General features: G+C 67.9%; 16 protein-coding genes. 2 read left to right on the top strand and 14 right to left on the bottom strand.

Features of this window, described 5'->3' with window-relative positions; all coding sequences use genetic code 11:
• Nucleotide 1 precedes the first annotated feature (1 nt).
• Together JW592_RS22320 and JW592_RS22325 are read right to left on the bottom strand one after the other, a co-directional pair.
• Nucleotides 2-208 (bottom strand): DUF397 domain-containing protein, encoded by a 207-nt coding sequence (locus JW592_RS22320; protein WP_209266983.1) that lies wholly within the window; start codon nt 206-208, stop codon nt 2-4.
• Nucleotides 205-1,044 (bottom strand): helix-turn-helix domain-containing protein, encoded by an 840-nt coding sequence (locus JW592_RS22325; protein WP_209266984.1) that lies wholly within the window; start codon nt 1,042-1,044, stop codon nt 205-207. The genes JW592_RS22320 and JW592_RS22325 overlap by 4 nt, the downstream gene beginning before the upstream one ends.
• Nucleotides 1,045-1,237: 193 nt before the next feature.
• Here JW592_RS22325 and JW592_RS22330 point away from each other — a divergent pair, with 193 nt between their 5' ends.
• Both JW592_RS22330 and JW592_RS22335 read left to right on the top strand, forming a co-directional pair.
• On the top strand, nt 1,238-1,726 hold the full coding sequence (locus JW592_RS22330) for an ATP-binding protein (protein WP_372446558.1): 489 nt from the start codon (nt 1,238-1,240) through the stop codon (nt 1,724-1,726).
• A gap of 1,199 nt (nt 1,727-2,925) precedes the next feature.
• A complete protein-coding gene (locus JW592_RS22335; RefSeq protein WP_209267066.1) occupies nt 2,926-3,465 on the top strand; it encodes a Uma2 family endonuclease in 540 nt (179 codons plus the stop codon).
• A 117-nt stretch (nt 3,466-3,582) separates the two neighbouring features.
• On the opposite strand, the gene panD is transcribed toward JW592_RS22335, so the two are convergent.
• From panD to rpoB, 12 genes are all read right to left on the bottom strand, one after another.
• Entirely contained in the window at nt 3,583-4,005 is a 423-nt protein-coding gene (panD, locus tag JW592_RS22340) for an aspartate 1-decarboxylase (RefSeq protein ID WP_209266986.1), read from the bottom strand.
• Between the two features lie 233 nt (nt 4,006-4,238).
• Nucleotides 4,239-5,921: a SulP family inorganic anion transporter gene (locus JW592_RS22345; RefSeq protein WP_209266987.1), complete on the bottom strand. Its 1,683-nt coding sequence runs from the start codon at nt 5,919-5,921 to the stop codon at nt 4,239-4,241.
• 9 nt (nt 5,922-5,930) lie between these two features.
• Nucleotides 5,931-6,614 (bottom strand): GAP family protein, encoded by a 684-nt coding sequence (locus JW592_RS22350; protein ID WP_209266988.1) that lies wholly within the window; start codon nt 6,612-6,614, stop codon nt 5,931-5,933.
• Nucleotides 6,615-6,625: 11 nt separating this feature from the next.
• Nucleotides 6,626-8,059, bottom strand: coding sequence for a DUF1254 domain-containing protein (locus JW592_RS22355; protein ID WP_209266989.1), 1,434 nt, complete (start codon nt 8,057-8,059; stop codon nt 6,626-6,628).
• Nucleotides 8,060-8,101: 42 nt separating this feature from the next.
• Nucleotides 8,102-9,694, bottom strand: coding sequence for a DUF1254 domain-containing protein (locus JW592_RS22360; RefSeq protein WP_307805505.1), 1,593 nt, complete (start codon nt 9,692-9,694; stop codon nt 8,102-8,104).
• Between the two features lie 257 nt (nt 9,695-9,951).
• A complete protein-coding gene (tuf, locus tag JW592_RS22365) occupies nt 9,952-11,145 on the bottom strand; it encodes an elongation factor Tu (protein WP_209266990.1) in 1,194 nt (397 codons plus the stop codon).
• 254 nt (nt 11,146-11,399) lie between these two features.
• The gene (gene fusA, locus JW592_RS22370) at nt 11,400-13,523 is read right to left on the bottom strand and encodes an elongation factor G (protein WP_209266991.1); all 2,124 of its coding nucleotides are present in this window, start codon (nt 13,521-13,523) and stop codon (nt 11,400-11,402) included.
• 39 nt (nt 13,524-13,562) lie between these two features.
• Nucleotides 13,563-14,033, bottom strand: a complete 471-nt coding sequence (gene rpsG, locus JW592_RS22375; protein ID WP_019354980.1) for a 30S ribosomal protein S7 — start codon at nt 14,031-14,033, stop codon at nt 13,563-13,565.
• Between the two features lie 2 nt (nt 14,034-14,035).
• Nucleotides 14,036-14,407: a 30S ribosomal protein S12 gene (gene rpsL, locus JW592_RS22380; protein ID WP_003948652.1), complete on the bottom strand. Its 372-nt coding sequence runs from the start codon at nt 14,405-14,407 to the stop codon at nt 14,036-14,038.
• Nucleotides 14,408-14,789: 382 nt separating this feature from the next.
• Complete coding sequence (locus JW592_RS22385; protein ID WP_209267068.1) at nt 14,790-15,248, bottom strand: DUF1707 and DUF4190 domain-containing protein; 459 nt, start codon at nt 15,246-15,248, stop codon at nt 14,790-14,792.
• A gap of 313 nt (nt 15,249-15,561) precedes the next feature.
• Nucleotides 15,562-19,461 carry a DNA-directed RNA polymerase subunit beta' gene (locus JW592_RS22390; RefSeq protein WP_209266992.1) on the bottom strand — a complete coding sequence of 1,300 codons (3,900 nt, stop codon included), beginning with the start codon at nt 19,459-19,461 and terminating at the stop codon, nt 15,562-15,564.
• A gap of 95 nt (nt 19,462-19,556) precedes the next feature.
• Complete coding sequence (gene rpoB, locus JW592_RS22395; RefSeq protein WP_209266993.1) at nt 19,557-23,039, bottom strand: DNA-directed RNA polymerase subunit beta; 3,483 nt, start codon at nt 23,037-23,039, stop codon at nt 19,557-19,559.
• Between the last annotated feature and the right edge of the window lie 478 nt (nt 23,040-23,517).

Below are 23,517 nucleotides of genomic sequence, written 5' to 3' on the forward strand. Positions count from 1 at the left end.
GTCAGCGGGTGGCCGCGTACATGACGAAAGCCGCCCAGGTGGTCGGCGCGACGGCGAGCCGGGGCCCCGGCTTGTTCTTGGAGTCGCGGATGTGGACCGTGCCGGGCGTGGCAGCCACCTCGACACATGACGGGCCATCGTTGCTGCTGTAGCTACTCTTCACCCACTCCAGCGCGGAGCCGTCTTTGGTGGAAAGCTTCAACGTCATGTTTCTCCCAGCACTTTCTCGATGAAGGCCAGTGACTCACGTGGCGTGAGCGCCTGGGAACGGATGATCCCATAGCGCAGCTCGAACACTTGGACCTCTTTGGGGTCCGAGACCAGGCGGCTGAACAACTGGGCCTCCCAGTGGGCCAACGTCTCCCCGGAGTGCATCTTGAGGACTTCGAACTGGCCACCCATACTGCCGTGGTCCTCACACTCCGTCGGCACCACCTGAATCACGACGTGCCGCAACTGGCCGACCTCAAGCAGGTGTTCGAGCTGGCGCCGCAACACCATTCTGCCGCCAAGCGGCCGCCGCAGGGTCACCTCTTCCTGGACAAATGTGAGCGTGGGAGTGGGCTGGCGCCTCAGCAGCTCTTGCCGCGCCATGCGGGCAGCCACATGACGGTCGATCTGTTCCTCGCTGAACGCAGGGCGCCGCATGGCGAACAGCGCTCGTGCGTACTCCTCCGTCTGCAGCAGCCCGTCGATGTTGTGGTCGCCATAGGCACCGCGTTCCACGGCCTTCGCTTCCAACTTCGCGAGGTCGCGGACCTTCTTCGGGTACCGCGCCTGCTTGACGTCCTCCTTCATCGCGGAGATCTTTCCATCCGCGCCCAGTGCTACATCCGTACCGTCGAGGAACTCCGGCTTGGGAAGACGCTTGCAGCGCTCGACGGCGGAGACCATCTCCTCGCCGTAGCCGATCGCCGCGCCCAACTCGCCCTGGGTCATTCCCGCTGCCTCGCGCCAGAGCTTGATCTGGCGGCTGACCGCCCGGAGTACGGCGCTGGAGTCGTCCTCCAACCCCGCCTCCCATTCGTCGTCGTGTTCGGCCATGCGTACTGCCTCCGTCCGAAGTCGGTACGCATACCGTAGGAGCGGCTCGCCATGCTTTGTCACAGAATTCGTAAAACTGCTCCGGTTACGGCGTACAACCCGTACTATCCCGCCTGCGCCTCCGGACAGCCTCCGTTCGTTCGCTCGTCTCATCTGTCCAGAGCGCGCACAGGCGGCCACGCTGGGTGAGGTGATCAACGAGACCACCACCCCCATTGCCTGGCTGGACTTCACCGTCCTGCTGTCCCCCACCCGGCGTGGGGCGCGCCTCGCGCGCCTCCTCACCGTTGCCGAGCTCGGTTCGCGCGGGCTGCCGACGGAGTCCGTCGCGCAGGTCGTCGGGGAACTGGCCGCCAACGCGGCGCTTCACGGTCGCGTACCGGGGCGCAGTTTCCGGCTCAGGGTCCGTACCGCCGACGCGTCGGGCCTCGTCCGCGTCGAGGTGTCGGACACCCGGAGCGAGCGGGCGCCGGACGCCGCGTCGCCTCCCGAGCCGTCCGCCGCCGAGGCGGAGTCGGGGCGCGGGCTGCTGCTCGTCGCGGCGCTGAGCGAACGGTGGGGCGTGACGTACGGGCCGTCGCCCTGCAAGACGGCGTGGGCCGAGATCGCATTGCCGGCCGGCACCGCGCTCACCGGGTCGCGGTCCGCCGCGACCCGGTGGCCCGCCACATCAAGGGCGTAAAGGAACCGGCGAAGCACCTCACCAAGCCCCACCAGCCTCCCGTCACCCACACGAGTGAATGAGGCCAAGTTGGCTGGCCTTTACGCCCGTTGGCTGGCATAGGCTCCAGCACGACAACCGCACACATGCGACGGCCCCCGGCCGGGACGGCAATCCCGATCGAGGGCCTGACCATCAAGGAAGAAACGGCTTCCCGATGGCTGTTCAGCAGCTTAGCGCGTCCGCGCCACGCTCCGGCGTCGTCCACATCAAGTTCCGTCACCGCGACCGCTTCACGGTCGTCGGCAACCACCTCGCCCAGCACCGGGAGCTGTCGCTCCTCGCGATCGGGCTCGCCGTCCACATCCAGTCCGTGCCGGACGGCACGAGGGTGGACATCAAATCGCTGACCGCCCGCTTCCCCGAGGGCGAAGCCCGAATCGCCGCAGCACTACGCGAGTTGGAGGCGTACGGGTACCTGGCGCGAACGGTGAGCCGCACTCCCAGCGGACGGGTCGTCACCCGTACGGTGTCGTACGCGCACCCGGCGGTGGAAGCCCACACGCGGCAGTCACCCGCCGCACCACAGGAGGCAAGGCCCCCGGCGCAGGAACCGACACAGAAACCGGCACCGGCCCCGCCACCGGCGCCGCCCGCCTCGGCGCCGCCCGCCCCGCCGCCGGAGTCCACACCTCCCGCGCCCAGGCCCCCACTCCCCGCGCCCGAGGGCGCCGACCCCGCGCGGGACGCCACGGCCGTCGCGCTCCTCGCCGGCCTGCGCCGCGACGACGACCGCCTGCTGCTGTCCGAGCGGGAGACGGCCCGCCTCTCCCCCTCCGTGGCGGCCTGGCTGGAGCGCGGGGTGCGGCCCGAGGCGGTACGCCGCACGCTGACCGCGCACCTCCCGCCGGTCGCCGAGCTGCGCCGCCCGGCGGCACTACTGGCGCACCGGCTCACCGCGCTGCTGCCACCGCCGCTTCCCGCCTCCCGGCCGTCAGGCCCCCGCCCGGACCCGCTCCAGGAGTGCCCCGACTGCGGGCGCCCCTTCCGCGCACCCGCCCCCGGCCGCTGCCGGGAGTGCCGCGACGGGCCATGTGGAAGGGGCTCGCACGCGGCTAGCATGAGTGCCACTGACCTCCGGCGATCGCAGGCAGAAGGGAGCGCGCGCCGTGACGATCACCTCGCACCACTCGGAGCACGACGCCGTCCAGTACCAAGCGATGCGGGACATCGTCGAGCGCATACAGAGCAGCGTGCCCGGCAAGCTGGAGATCACGAGAGAAGGAATCGTTCACGACATGGTGTCGCCGGGGGGACCGCACGAGCTGACGGCGGCGCGTGTCAGCCGTCGCCTGGAGAAGGTGATGCCGGAGGGCTTGCTCGCCCATACCGGTACCCCTGACGTGGAGGACGCACAGCATGGCGTCGTCCGCCATCCCGACATCATCGTCATCGCCGAGGCCGATATGGAGGTCGAGGGGCCCTTCGATCCACGCAGCCTGGTCGCTGCCGTCGAGGTCGTCTCCCGGTCCAACCCGGACAACGACTGGACGGGCAAGATGCGGGACTATCCGCTGCTCGGAATCCCGGTGTACGTGGTCTTCGACCCGCGTACGGGCGAGGGAGCCGTTCTGTCGGACATCCACCCCACCCCAGCGGGCCCCCGCTACGCCACGCGCAAGGACTTCGTCTACGGCGAGGACATCACCGTCGGCGAGTGGACCATCTCCACGGACGGGCTCCCCCGCTACACAGCCTGAACAGCCGCCCGGCACGCCTACTGGGAACCGACTGCCCCCCGCCCGCGCGCGGCAGGCTGCGACGTACTCCCTGGTTGCTCGCGCAGTTCCCCCGCGCCCCTCCGGGGCGCGCCCGGTTCAGGGGTGCGGCACCGCGTACGGCGGCCGTTCCGCGTCGGAGCCGAGCGTCGGCTCGCTCGCGTCGGCGCCCAGGGCCACGATGCGGTTGTCCGCGTCCACATGGACGACGCGGGGCTTCACCTGACGCGCCTCGGCTTCGTCCACCTGGGCGTAGCTGATCAGAATCACCAGGTCCCCGGGGTGGACGAGATGGGCCGCCGCGCCATTGATGCCGAGGACGCCGCTGCCCCGCTGACCCTCGATGACGTAGGTCTCCAGCCGGGCGCCGTTGGTGATGTCGACGATGTGGACCAACTCGCCGGCCAACAGGTCGGCAGCCGCCATCAGGTCGGCGTCGATGGTCACCGAGCCGACGTAATGGAGGTCGGCCTGGGTGACAGTGGCCCGGTGGATCTTGGACTTGAACATGGTACGGAACATGACGAATCTCCCGTTTTGTCTGCTCCCTGCCTGCTGCTGCAGGTCAAGGGCGGTCTCCGGAGGCTACATCGATTCGCGCGTCCGGTCATCTGTCGCCGGGTGTCCAGGGCTCGGGTCGGCCCCGCAGGCTGCCCCCTCCGAACAGCCCGCCACGTACCTGGCGAGTGGAGCCATGTGCACGACGAGTGGAGTCACGTGCTCGACAAGTGGAGTCACGCGCCCGACAGAACGAGTCACGTGCCGGTTCTGGCCGCTTCGACCGCCGCCCGCACGGTCGGATACACGCGCCTCACCTCCGCCCTGGCCTCGGCGGTGCGCAGCACGTCCCGCACCTGACCCACGTCTCGGGCGAGCAGGAGCCGGACTCCGCGGGCCGCCAGGTCCTCGGCCAGCTCGTCGAGCATGCGCACTGCGCTGACGTCGACGAAGGGGATCGTCTCGGCGTCGATCACGACGGCCGCAACGCCTTCTCGGTCGGCGGCCTTCCGTACCGTGGACCGGATGCGCTCGGCGTTGGCGAAGTAGATGCCAGCCTCGACACGCAGCACGACCACGCCCGGGATTCTGCGGCTGTCCACGTGCCTGTCGAGCGCGATGAAGTGTCTGTTCCCGGACGCCTGGCCCAGTTCGCTGACGACCGGACGCGAGGAGCGGTGGAGGAGCAGAAGCAAGGAGACACCGATGCCGATGAACAGGCCGGGCAACGTGTCGAAGGTCATCACCCCGAGCATCGCCGCGACCGCCGCGAGGAAGTCGGGCCGCGCGGCGACACCGTATGCCTGACCGAGCCTGCGGGTGAAGACGCGGTAGAGGGAGACCAGCGAGGGGATGTCGACCAGCTCGACCACCGCCGCGATCACCACCCCGGCGAGCACTGCCTCGGGAAGCTGCTCGAAAAGGCCGGTGAGGAAGAGGAGCGTGATCACGGTCAGGGCGGCCGCGAAGACCCCGGAGAGCTGGGTGCGCGCACCCGCCGACCAGTTGACGGCTGTCTTCGACAGACTGCCGTTGACGACCATGCCACTGGACAGACCGGCGCCCAGGCCGGCGGCCCCGAGTCCGATCAGCTCGCGGTTGGCATCGACCTCGTAGTGGTCACGGGCGGCGTAGGTCTTCGCCGCCCCGAGCCCCTCGGCGAAGGCGACGAGCATCACGCCGACGCTGCCCGCGACCAGGTCGCCGAGGTCGTCGAGCGTGACATCGGGGAAGCCGACCGAGGGCAGACCGGTCCGGACGCTGCCGACGACGTCGACACCGTGGTCCTCCAGGCCGAAGGCCGCGGCTGCGGCGATGCCCAGCGCCACCGCGACAAGTGAGCCGGGTACGACCGGAGCGACACGCTTGAGGACGAGAATCAGGACGAGGCTGCCGACGCCTACCAGGGCGGTGAGGCCGCTGGCTGCTCCGATGTCGCCGATCAGAGCCCAGACCTTCTCGAAGAAGTCCCCCGACCCGCCCCCGACGCCGAACAGCTTCGGCAGTTGGCCCGCGATGATCGTCAGCGCCAGGCCGACGATGAAGCCCTTCAGCACGGGCTCGGAGATGAAACTGGCGACAAAGCCGAGGCGCAGGAGCCCGGCGAGGAGCGCAGCGATACCCACCGTGACGGCCAGTGCGGCCGTCATGGCGGTGAAGGCCGCGTTCGAACCGCCCGCTGACTCACCGACGATCGCCGCCGAGAGCGCCGCCGTCGCCGCCATCGGCCCGGCCACCAGGTGCTTGGAAGTGCCGAGGGCGGCGTAGAGGATCAGGGCCGCCGGCGCGGCGTAGAGGCCAACCACCGGCGAGACGCCGGCGATCGTCGCGTAGGCGAGCGCCTCGGGCACCAGAACCGCCCACACGGTCATCCCGGCCAGCGCGTCCCGCCCCAGCCATCGCCGTCGGTAGCCCCGCAGCGAAGGGAACAGCCCGTACATGTTCCGCCCTCAGGAGCAGAGATCGCTGATGGCGTCGCCGATCAGCTTCGCGGCGATGAGCAGGCAGATCACGGCCACGATCGCCGAGTTGTTCTTCTCCATCCAGCGTTTGAGGCCGTCGAGGAGGTGCTTCGAGCGCTCCTTGAGGGCGAAGTAGAGCACAACCGGCGTTCCCGTTCCGAGCGCCCCGAGCACCACGAAGACCGCGAGCGCCACGGCTTGGGCGCCGGAGGAGGTGCCCGTGCGCGCGATCGTCGCCGCCGCGGCGATCACGAGCAGGAGGTTCTTCGGATTGAGCGCGGACAGCGCGATCCCGAGAGCTCCTGCCTTGAGGGGGGTGAACGAGTCGACCGCGTGCATCCACTTCGGCAGCGCCACCTCCTCGTCCTCGCCGCCGCGCGGCCGTTGGCGCCAGTGCGTCACCGCCACCCACAACAGCAGTACGCCGAGCGCCAGGTCGAGCGCGCTGACCCAGTCGGCCGGTTGCCCCTGCTGACTCGGGCCCGCACCGCCGGAGACCAGCAGCACGAGCGTGCCGACCAGGGCCAGGCCCAGGGCCCATCCCACCAGCAGCGCCGGCCCGTTGGACCGCGCCCTGGGAGTCGCGAGCATCAGCACCACACCGATGATCGGGAAAGGGCTCAGCGCCACGCCGACGCCGTACGACAGAATCTGACCGATCGCCTCACCCACGACCGGCTACCTCACGCCGGTTCGATCTCGCCCGGCCGCCAGCTCTGATCGAACCAGCTTTCGAGCGGACCGTAGAGCCGCAGGATGACGAACCATCCCCTGCCGGGCACCGTCTGGATCCAGTTCGCCTCCCTGCCCCGCGGCGGGGTCGGACCGAAGTGAATGATCGTGTCGCCGTTGTGCAGGGTCTGCACAGCGTTCGAGAGGCTGTTCACGCTCGGGTAGGGGTTGTCCGTGCGCAGCAGCGACCGAGTCTGGGGGTCGTAGGCGTTGACCGCCCAGAAGTCCTTCGCCGGGATGCCGCGCGGCAGCCTGAGCGTGTAACTCCTCGCGCCGTCGAGCCACGCGCCCGTGGAGTCCTCCGCCGTGTAGGCGTACTGCGATCCGGCACCGACAGCCGCCGCCGCCATCGCCGGCGAGGAGGCCGTCCCGAAGTAGTAGAACACCGCCCGCGCGTCCAGCAATCGGGCGCCCTCCGGGGACAGGAACTCGTAGCTGCGCGACGGCCACGGGTTCTTCCAGGAGCTGCCGCGGTACCAGTAGAAGGCTGGGTCGCGCGGTTTGAAAGCCAGCGTCCGTACGATGCCCGCCGCGATTCTGGCGGCGGTGTCCAGGACCGAGCGCATACGGTTGTCCGGCCGGAACGGCTTGCCGTGCACGATCCCGATCGAGGCCAGTTGCCCGGAGAGCTCGCTTTCGAGTGCCTCGGGCGGTTCCCCCTGGACGAGGGTGTCGATCTCCTCGAAGAACGAGAAGTCGTTCGCGTGGATCGTGTTGAAGTCCGACTCGGCGAAGTTGACGAAGTGCTGCTCGGGCGGGTTCGCAGCAGCCGACAGCGGATAGATCCGCGCCTGGAGCAGACTCTCCGCACCACCCAGCGCACGCATCAGCACCCAGGAGGAGAAGGTCGCCGGCCGCACGACGAAGTATCCGTCCGGCACGTCACCGTCGAAGCCCGGGGGCAGGAAGAGGTACTTGCCTCCTCCACCCTTGTCCGGCCCGGCGATGCCCATGTCTACGACGTAGCGCTGCCACAGGTCGCTGACGACGCACAGGGAGTTCGGCGGCGACTCGATGACGGTGGGTCCGTCCTGGTCGAGTGCCAGGCAGGCCATCCCGTACGTGGTCTCCGTATTGGCTGTCAGCAACATCGGCGCCGAGCTGCAGCGCGGGGTCGTGTAGCCGATCGTGTGGGAGTCGATGCCGAGGCTGCGCAGCCCCCGTCGCATCGCCACCATCGAACCGCCGGGCACGCAGTTGAGGAACACCTCGATCCCGCGCAGCAGATCGAGTGCGTCATAGCTGCGGGTGACGGTGTCGGGCAGGGGCAGCCCGTCGAAGAAGTCCAGCGCACCGAAGACCGTCTCCAGCCGGTCCGGGACGCTGATCGACGCGAGGGTTCCGGCTGCGGTGCCCGGACTGGGCGCGTCGCTCACATGAGACACGCGTTCCTCCTGGTGGGGTCGTTGCTTCTGGGCCGCGGGCGGTCAGTCCACCGCCTCGATCTCGCCCGGTCGCCAGGTCCTGTCGAAGAACGGCCGCAGGGGGCTGTAGAGCCGCAGTACCACGAACCACCCCCGGCCCGGCGTGGTCCGGATCCAGTTGCCCTCCGGCACGCCGTCGGGCCGGTCGGGCCCGAAGTGCACGGTGGTCGTGCCGTCCGCGTCGGTGACCGCTGCCGGGCCGGGGTATCCCTGGCTGCCGACACGTGGGAACCGCTGTGGAGTGTCGATCATCGACCGCGTCTGGTTGTCGTAGCCGGTGACCGACCAGAACCGGGCCGCCGGAATGTCCGGCGGAAGCGCCAGCCGGTAGTTCCCGCCGCCGTCGAGGGGCCGGCCCTCCTGGTCCGCGAACGAGAACAGGTACTGCGAGCCGACGTCGGTCAGATGTGTGGCGAACGTCGGACTGATGCCCACGGCCAGGTACCACCACCAGGATCGGAGGTTCAGCTTCCGGGCGCCGCTGCCCGGGCGAGGCTGGACGCCGCTGTCGGTGATGTCCGCGGGCGGGGTCATGAAGTCGTAGCCGGACGCGAGCAGGCCGTTGACCCACTGGGAGGACGGGCCGTAGAAGTGCGCCCCCTCGACGGGGCGCGGACGGCAGGCCAGAGTGCGGGCCGTGGCGTTGCCGACCGCAGCCGCCTCGGTGAGGATCTTCCGCATCCGCGCGTCCGGCTCGAAGGGCCTGCCCCGGACGATCCCGACCGCGGCAAGCGGCCCGGCGATCTCCGGGTCGAGCGCCTCGGGCGGCTGATCCTGCACCAGCTCGTTCGCGAAGTCGAAGTACGTCACATCCGCGGGCGGAACCATGTTCAGGGGCAGCCCGGATGCCTCGATGAAGCGGGGCGGGTCGGGCTCACGCAGCGCGGCTGTCCAGGTCTGCGCGGTCCACGGCAACGGCGGGGCGGTGCCCCCGGTGACGATCTCCGCGACACTCGTTCCGTACAGGCCCGGCACATAGCGGTGGATGCGCAGCCGCTCCTTGATGCGCTCGACCGCCGGCTTGGGGTCGTCATCCTCCAGGAACGCCCGCCCGGCCAGGATGAGCCGTGTGGTGCGGACCCGGTGAGTGAAGAACCCGCCTTCGGGGAGCGGGCCGTCATGACCAGGCGGTACGAAGAGGTAGGCGCCACCGGTTCCGCGGTCGGGTCCTGGCATGCCGGGGTCGGTGACATAGCGGAACCACATGTCATTGACGAAGCTGAGGGTGAGGGGCGGCATCTCCACCACCACGGGCCCCTCGGTCAGGTCGAGGAACGTCATGAAGTAGACGGTGTCCGCGTTCCCGGTCAGCACCAGCGTCTTGGAGTCCATGAACTCCGAGAAGAGCAGGACATCGTGGTCCTCCACCCCCGCCGCCAGGAAGCCCTCGCGGGCAGCCCACAGGTTGACGCCGGAGTAGGCGTCGAGGAACCCGCGGACGGCGTGCAGGTGGTCCAGGTGGTCGTAGAGACGGTCGGCGGTCTCCTCGGTGGGCATGCCCAGCGGGAATTCCAGAGTGCCCAGGTGCGTCTCGACCTGCTCAGGGGTCGAGATCGACTCCATGACCTGCGGTGAGATCTTCGCGGCTCGCTGCACGGAATCGCTCCGTTCCCGGGAAACGGTCGTCCTGTCGACCATGAGCCGTGCCGCCCGCACGCCACCACTGCACCTAGGCCATTGGAGGGCCTTCGAAGTCGAGCGAGGTGGCCCGGCTCGCGGCCCGGCACGGCGGAACGACACCGGGTGACAAGCCCGGGACGGCACACGAAAGAGGGCCCGTACGGCAGCTGCCGTACGGGCCCTCTTGTCAGCCGAGGCCGACGCGCGAGCGATCGCGCGCGGGTCGCGTCAGGTCACTTGACGATCTTGGTGACCTGGCCGGCGCCCACGGTCCGGCCACCCTCACGGATGGCGAACTTGAGGCCCTCTTCCATGGCGACGGGCTGGATGAGCTGGACGCTCATCTCGGTGTTGTCGCCCGGCATGACCATCTCGGTGCCCTCGGGGAGGGTCACCACGCCGGTCACGTCGGTGGTGCGGAAGTAGAACTGCGGGCGGTAGTTGTTGAAGAACGGGGTGTGGCGGCCACCCTCGTCCTTCGACAGGATGTACGCCTGCGCCTCGAACTCCGTGTGCGGGGTGACCGAGCCCGGCTTGATGATGACCTGGCCGCGCTCGACGTCCTCGCGCTTGATACCACGGAGCAGCAGACCGACGTTCTCACCGGCCTGGCCCTCGTCGAGGAGCTTGCGGAACATCTCGATACCGGTGACGGTGGTCGAGGTCTTGGTGTCCTTGATGCCGATGATGTCGACGGACTCGTTGACCTTGAGGGTACCGCGCTCGATACGGCCGGTGACGACCGTACCGCGACCGGTGATCGTGAAGACGTCCTCGATCGGCATCAGGAACGGCTTGTCGGTGTCGCGCTCCGGGGCCGGGATGGCCTCGTCGACAGCCTTCATCAGCTCGACGACCGACTGGCCCCACTTCTCGTCGCCCTCGAGGGCCTTGAGCGCGGAGACCTTGACGACCGGAACCTCGTCGCCCGGGAACTCGTACTCGGAGAGCAGCTCACGGACCTCGAGCTCGACGAGCTCCATGATCTCCTCGTCGTCCACCATGTCGGCCTTGTTCAGGGCGACGACGATGTACGGAACGCCGACCTGGCGGGCCAGGAGCACGTGCTCCTTGGTCTGCGGCATCGGACCGTCGGTGGCGGCGACCACGAGGATGGCGCCGTCCATCTGAGCGGCACCGGTGATCATGTTCTTGATGTAGTCCGCGTGACCCGGGCAGTCAACGTGGGCGTAGTGACGGTTCTCCGTCTGGTACTCGACGTGCGCGATGGAGATGGTGATACCGCGCTGGCGCTCCTCGGGAGCCTTGTCGATGTTCTCGAACGCCGAAGCCTCGTTCAGGTCCGGGTACGCGTCGTGCAGCACCTTGGTGATCGCCGCGGTAAGAGTGGTCTTGCCGTGGTCGATGTGACCGATGGTGCCGATGTTGACGTGCGGCTTAGTCCGCTCGAACTTCGCCTTCGCCACTGGGGTCCTCCTGTGGACTGGTGCTGTACACCCTCCACATTTTGCGGAGGGGTTCAGGTGGTCGTACCGAACCGGTCAGGACCCCGAGGGGGACGCCCTTGACCTGTTCGCTTGGGTGGGCCGGCGGACGGGGCGCCCCCGGCACAGAGCGTACGGATGACCGAGCGATCTGTGCCGGAGTGCCCCGAATGCCTTTTGCTCCAGCCTAAGGGGTGAGCACGGGTCCCATACTCGCCCCTGAGCGAGTGGATGAACTACTCGCCCTTGGCCTTCGCGATGATCTCCTCGGCGACGTTCTTGGGAACCTCGCCGTAGGAGTCGAACTGCATGGAGTACGTCGCACGACCGGAGGTCTTGCTGCGCAGGTCCCCGACGTAGCCGAACATCTCCGACAGCGGTACCAGGCCGGTGACGAGCTTCGCGTTGCCGCGCTCCTCCATCGACTGGACCTGGCCGCGCCGCGAGTTGATGTCGCCGATCACGTCGCCCATGTAGTCCTCGGGCGTCGTCACCTCGACCTTCATCAGCGGCTCCAGCAGGGCCGGGCTCGCCCGCCGAGCGGCCTCCTTGAACGCCATGGAACCGGCGATCTTGAACGCCATCTCGGAGGAGTCGACGTCGTGGTAGGCACCGTCGAGCAGCGTCACGCGGACGCCGGTCAGCGGGTAGCCCGCCAGCACGCCGAACTCCATGGCCTCCTGGCAGCCCGCGTCCACGGACGGGATGTACTCCCGCGGGATGCGGCCACCGGTGACCTGGTTGACGAACTCGTAGCCGTCGCCCTCGAGCGGCTCGACGTCGATCTGCACCTTCGCGAACTGACCGGAACCACCGGTCTGCTTCTTGTGGGTGTAGTCGACCTTCTCGACCTTCTTGCGGAGCGACTCGCGGTAGGCCACCTGCGGCTTACCGACGTTGGCCTCGACCTTGAACTCGCGCTTCATACGGTCGACCAGCACGTCCAGGTGCAGCTCGCCCATGCCCGCGATGATCGTCTGGCCGGTGTCCTCGTTGGTCTTGACCTGGAAGGACGGGTCCTCCTCGGCCAGCCGCTGGATCGCGACGCCCAGCTTCTCCTGGTCGCCCTTCGACTTCGGCTCGATGGCGACCTCGATGACCGGGGCCGGGAAGTCCATCGACTCCAGGATCACCGGGTTGCTCGCGTCGCAGAGGGTCTCACCGGTGGTGGTCTGCTTGAGACCCATGACAGCGACGATGTCGCCGGCACCCACCGACTCGATCTCCTCACGCTTGTTCGCGTGCATCCGGTAGATCTTGCCGATGCGCTCCTTGCGGCCCTTCACCGAGTTCAGCACCTGGGTGCCGGTGTGCAGGCGGCCGGAGTAGACGCGCAGGAAGGTCAGCTTGCCGAGGTGCGGGTCGCTGGCGATCTTGAACGCCAGCGCCGACATCGGCTCCTCCTCGGAGGGACGACGCTTGATGATCTCCTCGGCGTCCTTCGGGGACTGGCCCTCGATGGCCTCCACGTCCAGCGGGGAGGGCAGGTACCGCGCGATCGCGTCGAGCAGCGGCTGCACACCCTTGTTCTTGAACGCGGTGCCGCAGAAGACCGGCGTCACCGTCACGGCGCCCTCGCCACCGGTGGAGGCAAGGGTGACCCGGCGGATCGCCGCGATGAGCTGCTCCTCGGTGGGCTCCTGGCCCTCCAGGTACAGCTCCATCATCTCTTCGTCGTTCTCCGCGACGCCCTCGAGCAGCTTGCCGCGCCACTCCTCGGCCGCCTCGGCGTGGGTGTCCGGGATGTCGACGGTGTCGTACATCTCGCCCATCTTGGCCTCGGGCGACCAGACGAGGGCCTTCATCGACACCAGGTCGACGACACCCTTGAAGTCCGCCTCGGTGCCGATCGGCAGCTGCATGACCAGCGGGATCGCGCCCAGGCGGTCGCTGATCATGTCGACGCAGCGGTGGAACTCGGCGCCCGTGCGGTCGAGCTTGTTGACGAAGCAGATGCGCGGAACGCCGTAGCGGTCGGCCTGCCGCCACACCGTCTCGGACTGCGGCTCCACACCGGCGACACCGTCGAACACCGTCACGGCACCGTCCAGGACGCGCAGCGCACGCTCCACCTCGACGGTGAAGTCGACGTGGCCCGGGGTGTCGATGATGTTGATGGTGTAGTCGACGCCGTTGAGCGGCCAGTGAGTGGTCGTCGCGGCGGACGTGATCGTGATGCCGCGCTCCTGCTCCTGCTCCATCCAGTCCATCGTGGCAGCGCCGTCGTGGACCTCACCGATCTTGTAGCTGCGACCGGTGTAGAAGAGGATCCGCTCGGTGGTCGTCGTCTTGCCCGCGTCGATGTGCGCCATGATCCCGATGTTGCGGACCTTGGCAAGGTCAAGTGAAGTGGTAGCCATAAGGCTTCAGTCTTCTCTCGGTCTCGATGGGGGTAGCGACTACCAGCGGTAGTGCGCGAAGGCCTTGTTGGACTCGGCCATCTTGTGCGTGTCCTCGCGCTTCTTCACGGCGGCGCCGAGCCCGTTGGAGGCATCGAGCAGCTCGTTCATCAGACGCTCGGTCATGGTCTTCTCGCGGCGGGCGCGGGAGTACCCCACGATCCAGCGCAGCGCGAGAGTGGAGGAACGGCCGGGGCGGACCTCGACCGGAACCTGGTAGGTGGCGCCACCGACACGGCGGGAGCGGACCTCAAGGGTGGGCTTGACGTTCTCCAGCGCACGCTTGAGGGTGATGACCGGGTCGTTGCCGGTCTTCTCGCGCAGCCCCTCCATGGCGCCGTAGACGATGCGCTCGGCGGTGGAGCGCTTGCCGTTCAGCAGCACCTTGTTGATGAGGGAGGTCACCAGAGGAGAGCCGTAGACCGGGTCGATGATGACCGGGCGCTTCGGGGCGGGGCCCTTACGAGGCATTCTTACTTCTCCTTCTTGGCGCCGTAGCGGCTGCGAGCCTGCTTGCGGTTCTTGACGCCCTGCGTGTCGAGGGAGCCGCGGATGATCTTGTAGCGAACACCCGGCAGGTCCTTCACACGGCCACCGCGCACGAGCACGATGGAGTGCTCCTGCAGGTTGTGACCCTCACCCGGAATGTAGGCGGTCACCTCGATCCCGCTGGTCAGGCGCACACGGGCGACCTTGCGCAGGGCCGAGTTCGGCTTCTTCGGGGTGGTCGTGAACACGCGCGTGCAGACGCCGCGGCGCTGGGGCGAACCCTCGAGTGCGGGCGTCTTGTTCTTCTCGACCTTGTCCTGCCGGCCCTTGCGGACCAGCTGCTGGATCGTAGGCACCGTTTCTCCGGTTTCTGTGTGCCAGTCTCGGTAAAGCTAACCTGGGCCACGCCCGACCCACGAGGTCGGGTGTGTCGAAGACTGCAGATCTCCGCACAGGGCGGAAGACTTCTCCATGGTGAGAAGCATGCAGATCCCGGCGTCTCAAGCTGCGCGCACCGTCACCGCGGCTGCGGATACCGCATCCGCGGGGGACAACAGCGCAGGGGACACCCCAGGCACAGGGATTGAGGGTACCTACCTCATCGGCTGGGGTCAAAACAAATGGACCGGCCACGATAGCGCCCCCGACCTGCGAGAAGGAAGCACCCGCAGCCTGCAGCGCACCGCAAGGGGCAGCCCCTTCCCAGCGGCACCCGGCAGCAGGCCGTATCAGGCCGTATCAGGCCGCGGCGACCAGGATCAGAATCAGGGCGAGGATTCCGCCGATCGCGAGCCATCCCAGCACCAGACCGGCCATCGCCAGCCCGTCCCCCTGCTCCCCCGTCCGCCGGATCTCCGCCCTCGCCTTATGGCCGAGAATCACCGCCGGAATCGCCGTGAGCCCGTACATCGGCGTCAGCACCCCGCACACCAGCGCACCGACCGCCGACCCGTTGGTACGCGGCGGAGGCGCGGGCAGGAACGTGCGGGGCACCACCGGATACGCCGGCTGCGGCGCCGGCATCGGCACCGGCCCCTGCGGCAGATCCGCGATGAGCATGTTCAGCTCCGCGTACGTCTGCGCCTGCGAGGCCCGCGCCAGCCGCTGCTCGTACTCCTCCTGACCCAGCCGGCCCTCGCTGAAGCCCGCTTTGAGCACATCGATCGCCCGCTCGCGGTCCGTGTGCGAGGCGCGCATCCCCGCGATCTGTGGCTGCAGCTGGCCCTGGCTCTGCACCTGGCCCTGTCCCTGGATCTGCCCCGGCCCCAGGCCCGGAACCGGGCTCGGACCCGGACCCGGGCCCGGGCTCGGAAAGCCGCCCTGCCCCTGCCCCGGGACACCCCCGGTGTTCCACGGTCCGTACGCCACCGGCCCCCACCTCCCAGCTCACTTGCCGTCACCCTCCATCATCCATGACGCGGGCCGTCTGTGACCGGTTCGCCCCCCTGCGAATACGACCGCGGGGCGGTCACCCGTACTGGGTGACCGCCCCGTGGCTCAGGTGCGGGACTCAGGCGTTGTACGGCCCGTAGTCGTAGTCCTCCAGGGGGACCGCCTGCCCTGAACCGGTGCCGAAGGGCGAGTAGTCGATGTCGTCGTAGCCGACAGCCGAGTACATCGCGGCCTTCGCCTCCTCGGTGGGCTCGACCCGGATGTTGCGGTAGCGGGACAGGCCCGTACCGGCCGGGATGAGCTTACCGATGATGACGTTCTCCTTGAGGCCGATCAGGGAGTCCGACTTGGCGTTGATCGCCGCGTCGGTCAGGACCCTGGTCGTCTCCTGGAAGGACGCCGCCGACAGCCAGGACTCGGTGGCCAGCGATGCCTTGGTGATGCCCATCAGCTGCGGACGGCCCGAGGCCGGGTGGCCGCCCTCCTGCACCACGCGCCGGTTCTCCGACTCGAACTTGGTGCGCTCCACCAGCTCGCCCGGCAGCAGCTCGGCGTCGCCGGACTCGATGATCGTCACACGGCGCAGCATCTGCCGGATGATGATCTCGATGTGCTTGTCGTGGATCGACACACCCTGCGAGTTGTAGACCTTCTGGACCTCGCCCACCAGGTGCACCTGGACCGCGCGCTGGCCGAGGATACGGAGCACGTCGTGCGGGTTCTCCGTACCGACGGTCAGCCTCTGGCCGACGGCGACGTGGTCGCCCTCGCCCACCAGCAGCCGGGCGCGCTTGGAGACGCTGTAGGAGGTCTCGTCCGAGCCGTCGTCGGGGGTGACGACGACCTTCTTGGTCTTCTCCGTCTCCTCGATCCGGACCCGGCCCGCCGACTCGGAGATCGGCGCGACGCCCTTGGGCGTACGGGCCTCGAACAGCTCGACCACACGCGGCAGACCCTGGGTGATGTCGTCACCGGCCACACCACCGGTGTGGAAGGTACGCATCGTCAGCTGGGTGCCGGGCTCACCGATCGACTGCGCGGCGATGATGCCGACGGCCTCGCCGATGTCGACCAGCTTGCCGGTGGCCAGCGAGCGGCCGTAGCACATGGCGCAAGTGCCCACGTGCGACTCACAGGTGAGGATCGACCGCGTCTTGACCGTCTCCACACCGTGCCGGACCAGCTCGTCGATGAGCACGTCGCCCAGGTCGGTACCGGCCGGGGCCAGCACCATGCCGTCGACGACGATGTCCTCGGCGAGGCAGCGCGCGTACACGCTGGTCTCGACGTCCTCCGCCTTGCGCAGCACGCCGTCCTCGCCCTTGGAGGCGATCGACAGCTTGAGGCCGCGGTCGGTGCCGCAGTCCTCCTCGCGGATGATCACGTCCTGCGAGACGTCGACCAGACGACGGGTGAGGTAACCCGAGTCCGCGGTACGCAGCGCTGTGTCGGCGAGACCCTTACGGGCACCGTGCGTGGAGATGAAGTACTCCAGCACGGAGAGACCCTCGCGGAACGACGCCTTGATGGGCCGCGGGATGGTCTCGTTCTTCGCGTTCGACACCAGACCGCGCATACCGGCGATCTGACGCATCTGCATCATGTTCCCTCGGGCGCCCGAGTCCACCATCATGAAGATCGGGTTCGTCTTCGGGAAGTTCTCGTTCATCGCCTCGGAGACCTCGTTGGTCGCCTTGGTCCAAATGGCGATGAGCTCCTGCGTGCGCTCGTCCTTGGTGATCAGACCGCGCTCGTACTGCTTCTGGACCTTCTCGTCCTGCGCCTCGTAACCGGCGATGATCTCCGGCTTGGCATCCGGAACGACGACGTCCGTGATCGCGATGGTCACACCCGAACGGGTGGCCCAGTAGTAACCGGCCGACTTCAGGTTGTCGAGCGCCGCGGCGACGACGACCTTGGGGTAGCGCTCGGCCAGGTCGTTGACGATCTGGGAGAGCTGCTTCTTGCCCACCGTGTAGTCGACGAACGGGTACTCCTCGGGCAGCAGCTCGTTGAAGAGCGCACGGCCCAGGGAGGTCCGCAGCCGGAACGGGTCGCCCGGCTGCCACTCCGGCTGCCCCTCCTCCGGCGCCGGCGGGGTCCAGCCCAGCGGCGGGGTGGTGCCGACCGGGAAACGGATGTCGATCTTCGCCTGGAGCGACAGCTCCCCGGCGTCGAACGCCATGATCGCTTCCGCTGTGGAGTTGAACGAGCGGCCGTCGCCCTTGGTGACGCGCTGCTCCTCATCCGTGGTGAGGAAGAACAGACCCAGGACCATGTCCTGCGTCGGCATCGTCACCGGCCGGCCGTCGGCCGGCTTGAGGATGTTGTTCGAGGACAGCATCAGGATGCGGGCCTCGGCCTGCGCCTCAGCGGACAGCGGCAGGTGCACGGCCATCTGGTCACCGTCGAAGTCCGCGTTGAACGCGGTGCACACGAGCGGGTGGATCTGAATGGCCTTGCCCTCGACCAGCTGCGGCTCGAATGCCTGGATGCCGAGGCGGTGCAGCGTGGGCGCACGGTTCAGCAGAACCGGGTGCTCCGCGATGACCTCTTCCAGCACGTCGTAGACGACCGTGCGGCCGCGCTCGACCATCCGCTTGGCGCTCTTGATGTTCTGCGCGTGGTTGAGGTCGACCAGCCGCTTCATCACGAACGGCTTGAACAGCTCCAGCGCCATCGCCTTGGGCAGACCGCACTGGTGCAGCTTGAGCTGCGGGCCGACGACGATCACGGAACGGGCCGAGTAGTCGACGCGCTTACCCAGCAGGTTCTGCCGGAAGCGGCCCTGCTTGCCCTTGAGCATGTCGCTGAGGGACTTCAGCGGGCGGTTGCCGGGGCCGGTCACCGGACGGCCGCGACGGCCGTTGTCGAAGAGGGCGTCAACAGCCTCCTGAAGCATGCGCTTCTCGTTGTTGACGATGATCTCCGGGGCACCGAGGTCCAGGAGCCTCTTGAGACGGTTGTTGCGGTTGATGACGCGGCGGTACAGGTCGTTCAGGTCGGAGGTCGCGAAGCGGCCACCGTCCAGCTGCACCATCGGACGCAGGTCCGGCGGGATCACCGGCACGCAGTCCAGCACCATGCCCTTGGGGCTGTTGCTGGTCTGCAGGAACGCCGAGACGACCTTGAGCCGCTTCAGCGCACGGGTCTTCTTCTGGCCCTTGCCGGTGCGGATGACCTCGCGGAGCCTCTCCGCCTCCTCCTCCAGGTCGAAGGTCTCCAGGCGCTTCTGCAGGGCAGCGGCGCCCATGGAGCCGTCGAAGTAGGTCCCGAAGCGGTCGCGCAGCTCGCGGTAGAGCAGCTCGTCGCCCTCCAGGTCCTGCACCTTGAGGTTCTTGAAGCGGCTCCAGACCTCGTCCAGCCGGTCCAGCTCACGCTGGGCGCGGTCACGGATCTGCTTCATCTCGCGCTCGGCGCCCTCGCGCACCTTGCGGCGCACATCCGCCTTGGCGCCCTCGGCCTCCAGCTCGGCCAGGTCGCTCTCCTGCTTCTTGGCGCGGGCTTCCAGGTCGGCGTCGCGGCGCTGCTCGATCTGCTGGCGCTCCACACCGACGTGCGCCTCCAGGGAGGGCAGGTCGCGGGTGCGGCGCTCCTCGTCGACGTACGTGATCATGTACGCCGCGAAGTAGATGACCTTCTCCAGGTCCTTGGGCGCCAGGTCGAGCAGGTAGCCCAGGCGGGAGGGGACACCCTTGAAGTACCAGATGTGGGTCACGGGAGCGGCGAGCTCGATGTGGCCCATCCGCTCACGGCGCACCTTGGCGCGGGTCACCTCGACGCCGCAGCGCTCACAGATGATGCCCTTGAAGCGGACGCGCTTGTACTTGCCGCAGTAGCACTCCCAGTCCCGGGTCGGACCGAAGATCTTCTCGCAGAAGAGTCCGTCCTTCTCGGGCTTGAGGGTGCGGTAGTTGATGGTCTCCGGCTTCTTGACCTCGCCGTGCGACCACTGACGGATGTCGTCAGCGGTGGCAAGGCCGATTCGCAGTTCGTCGAAGAAGTTGACGTCGAGCACTCTCGTCAATCCCTCTCAGGGTCGTATGTCAATGGTCTGAACGGGTCGCGGGGCTGGCCGGGGCGGACGCGGGACGCTCGCCCCGGCCGACTCCGTCAGACCTCTTCGACGCTGCTCGGCTCGCGCCGGGACAGGTCGATTCCGAGCTCCTCCGCAGCGCGGAAGACGTCCTCGTCGGTGTCGCGCATCTCGATCGACATACCGTCCGAGGACAGCACCTCGACGTTGAGACAGAGCGACTGCATCTCCTTGATCAGCACCTTGAAGGACTCGGGGATGCCCGGCTCGGGGATGTTCTCGCCCTTGACGATGGCCTCGTAGACCTTCACGCGGCCGGTGACGTCGTCGGACTTGATGGTGAGCAGCTCCTGCAGTGCGTACGCGGCGCCGTACGCCTCCAGGGCCCACACCTCCATCTCGCCGAAGCGCTGGCCACCGAACTGGGCCTTACCACCCAGCGGCTGCTGGGTGATCATGCTGTACGGGCCGGTCGAACGGGCGTGCAGCTTGTCGTCGACCAGGTGGTGCAGCTTGAGGATGTACATGTACCCGACCGAGATCGGGTCCGGGAACGGCTCGCCGGAACGGCCGTCGAACAGCTTCGCCTTGCCGGAGGGCTGGACCATGCGGTCGCCGTCCCGGTTGGGCAGCGTGGCCTCGAACAGACCGGCGATCTCGTCCTCACGGGCACCGTCGAAGACCGGCGTGGCCACGTTGGTCTTCGGCGCCACGTCGTCCGCGCCGATCGCCTGGAGGCGCTGCATCCACTCCTCGGAGCCCTCGACCTTCCAGCCCTGGGAGGCCAGCCAGCCCAGGTGGATCTCCAGGACCTGGCCGGGGTTCATCCGGGAGGGGACACCCAGCGGGTTGAGGATCACGTCGACCGGGGTGCCGTCCTCCAGGAACGGCATGTCCTCGACCGGCAGGATCTTCGAGATGACGCCCTTGTTGCCGTGCCGACCGGCGAGCTTGTCACCGTCGGTGATCTTGCGCTTCTGCGCGACGTAGACGCGCACCAGCTGGTTGACGCCCGGAGGCAGCTCGTCGCCCTCCTCGCGGTCGAAGACGCGGACGCCGATGACCTTGCCGGTCTCGCCGTGCGGCACCTTCAGCGAGGTGTCACGGACCTCACGCGCCTTCTCACCGAAGATCGCGCGCAGCAGCCGCTCCTCGGGGGTCAGCTCGGTCTCACCCTTCGGGGTGACCTTGCCGACCAGGATGTCGCCCGCCTCGACCTCGGCGCCGATGCGGATGATGCCGCGCTCGTCGAGGTCGGCCAGGACCTCCTCGGAGACGTTCGGGATGTCCCGGGTGATCTCCTCGGGGCCGAGCTTGGTGTCACGGGCGTCGACCTCGTGCTCCTCGATGTGGATCGAGGAGAGGACGTCGTCCTGCACCAAGCGCTGGGACAGGATGATCGCGTCCTCGTAGTTGTAGCCCTCCCACGGCATGAAGGCCACGAGCAGGTTCTTGCCGAGCGCCATCTCACCTTCGTCGGTGGACGGGCCGTCGGCCAGCACCTGGCCCTCGATGACGCGCGCTCCCTCGTCCACGAGCACCTTCTGGTTGAAGGAGGTGCCCTGGTTGGAGCGGGTGAACTTGGCGACGCGGTAGGTGGTGTACGTGCCGTCGTCGTTGGCCACCGTGATGTAGTCGGCGGAGACCTCCTGGACGACACCGTCCTTCTCGGCCTTGATGACGTCACCGGCGTCGACCGCGCAGCGGTACTCCATACCGGTGCCGACCAGCGGCGCCTCGGCCTTGATGAGCGGCACTGCCTGCCGCATCATGTTCGACCCCATCAGCGCGCGGTTGGCGTCGTCGTGCTCCAGGAACGGAATCATGGCCGTGGCCACCGACACCATCTGGCGCGGCGAGACGTCCATGTAGTCCACGTCGTCGCCCGGGATCAGGTCGACCTCGCCGCCACGGCGGCGGACCAGCACCCGGTCCTCGGCGAACCGCATCTCCTCGGTGAGGGGCGCGTTCGCCTGGGCGATCACGAAGCGGTCTTCCTCGTCGGCCGTGAGGTAGTGCACCTCGTCGGTGACGGTGCCGTCGACGACCTTGCGGTAGGGCGTCTCGACGAAGCCGAAGGGGTTCACCCGGCCGTAGGAGGCCAGCGAACCGATCAGACCGATGTTCGGTCCTTCCGGCGTCTCGATCGGGCACATCCGGCCGTAGTGCGAGGGGTGCACGTCACGGACCTCGAAGCCGGCCCGCTCACGGCTCAGACCACCCGGGCCCAGCGCGTTGAGGCGGCGCTTGTGGGTGAGACCCGAGATCGGGTTCGTCTGGTCCATGAACTGGGACAGCTGGCTGGTGCCGAAGAACTCCTTGATGGAGGCGACGACCGGCCGGATGTTGATCAGCGTCTGCGGCGTGATCGCCTCGACGTCCTGCGTGGTCATCCGCTCGCGGACGACACGCTCCATACGCGCAAGACCGGTGCGCACCTGGTTCTGGATCAGCTCGCCGACGTTGCGCAGACGGCGGTTGCCGAAGTGGTCGATGTCGTCGGTCTCGATGACGATCGTGTCGCCCTCGGCGGAGGTCGACTCGGTCTCACCCGCGTGCAGCTTCACCAGGTACTTGATCGTGGCGATGATGTCGGCGTTGGTCAGCACGCCGGAGTCCAGCGGCTCGTTGCCGCCGAGCTTCTTGTTGATCTTGTACCGGCCGACCTTGGCGAGGTCGTAGCGCTTCGGGTTGAAGTAGAGGTTCTCCAGCAGCGTCTGCGCGGCCTCACGCGTCGGCGGCTCGCCCGGACGCAGCTTGCGGTAGATGTCCAGCAGCGCGTCGTCCTGGCCCTGGGTGTGGTCCTTCTCCAGGGTGGCGCGCATCGACTCGTACTGGCCGAACTCCTCGAGGATCTGGTCGTTCGTCCAGCCGAGGGCCTTGAGCAGCACGGTCACGGACTGCTTGCGCTTGCGGTCGATACGGACACCGACCATGTCGCGCTTGTCGATCTCCATCTCCAGCCAGGCACCCCGGGAGGGGATGATCTTGGCGGAGTAGATGTCCTTGTCGGACGTCTTGTCGATGGAGCTGTCGAAGTAGACACCCGGCGAGCGGACGAGCTGCGTGACGACGACACGCTCGGTGCCGTTGATCACGAAGGTGCCCTTGTCGGTCATGAGCGGGAAGTCGCCCATGAAGACCGTCTGGGACTTGATCTCACCGGTCTCGTTGTTGGTGAACTCGGCCGTGACGAAGAGCGGAGCCGCGTACGTGAAGTCGCGCTCCTTGCACTCGTCGATCGAGTTCTTGGGGGGCTCGAAGCGGTGATCGCGGAAGGTCAGCGACATCGACCCGGAGAAGTCCTCGATCGGGGAGATCTCCTCGAAGATCTCCTCCAGACCGGACTTGGTGGGGACGTCCTGTCCACTGTCCAGCGCGGCCTCGACGCGAGCCTTCCAGGCGTCGTTGCCGAGCAGCCAGTCAAAGCTCTCGGTCTGGAGCGCGAGAAGGTTCGGAACCTCAAGGGGCTCCTTGATCTTCGCAAAAGAGATACGCAGCGGGGCAGTGCTGGCGCCGTTGTTCGAATTGGCAGTCGAGGCAGTGCGCGAGGCGGCCAAGAGGGGGTCCTTCCGAGGGCTCGGACTCTCTACACGCATACCGGTGCCCCTGGTGACGGGCAGGGGGCAGCTAATAGGCAGCGCAAAGGGTCAGTGTAGCCACAAGGCCCACTGATGTCCAGAAAGGATTACGGGAAACCGGCTCACGCCCCGGTCTCCACCTCCTGCGATTGTTCTTCTCGTTTCCGCCCCCGTCCCCAGCGGCCTCGATACGCCGGGGAGGACGTGTGTGCTGCGGCCCGTCGTGTCTGCCGCAACCATTCCCGCTTCGTCGCCGATCCATGCCTCGGAGTCCGGATCGATGTGACGACGCGTCCCGAGAATTGCGCGCTGTGTGCCGTTCGTCAAGGCCCCCAGGAGCAACGAAGATCACCATACCCGCCGTCGCCCACTCAGGGCGCGACCGTCCAGCAACGGCGAAGGGCGACCACCCGTCTGGGTGATCGCCCTTCGCGGTACGGCTACCCGCGCGGGGTAG

The organism is Streptomyces spirodelae, assembly GCF_017676385.1.
In the GTDB taxonomy this organism is placed as follows: Bacteria; Actinomycetota; Actinomycetes; order Streptomycetales; family Streptomycetaceae; genus Streptomyces; species Streptomyces spirodelae.

Bases quoted from the DNA above. Each gene is read 5' to 3' on its own strand.
- JW592_RS22320 (WP_209266983.1), bottom strand. From the start codon at position 208: ATGACGTTGAAGCTTTCCACCAAAGACGGCTCCGCGCTGGAGTGGGTG.
- JW592_RS22325 (WP_209266984.1), bottom strand. From the start codon at position 1,044: ATGGCCGAACACGACGACGAATGGGAGGCGGGGTTGGAGGACGACTCC.
- JW592_RS22335 (WP_209267066.1), top strand. From the start codon at position 2,926: ATGCGGGACATCGTCGAGCGCATACAGAGCAGCGTGCCCGGCAAGCTG.
- panD (WP_209266986.1), bottom strand. From the start codon at position 4,005: ATGTTCCGTACCATGTTCAAGTCCAAGATCCACCGGGCCACTGTCACC.
- JW592_RS22345 (WP_209266987.1), bottom strand. From the start codon at position 5,921: ATGTACGGGCTGTTCCCTTCGCTGCGGGGCTACCGACGGCGATGGCTG.
- fusA (WP_209266991.1), bottom strand. From the start codon at position 13,523: ATGGCTACCACTTCACTTGACCTTGCCAAGGTCCGCAACATCGGGATC.
- rpsG (WP_019354980.1), bottom strand. From the start codon at position 14,033: ATGCCTCGTAAGGGCCCCGCCCCGAAGCGCCCGGTCATCATCGACCCG.
- JW592_RS22385 (WP_209267068.1), bottom strand. From the start codon at position 15,248: ATGCGCGCCTCGCACACGGACCGCGAGCGGGCGATCGATGTGCTCAAA.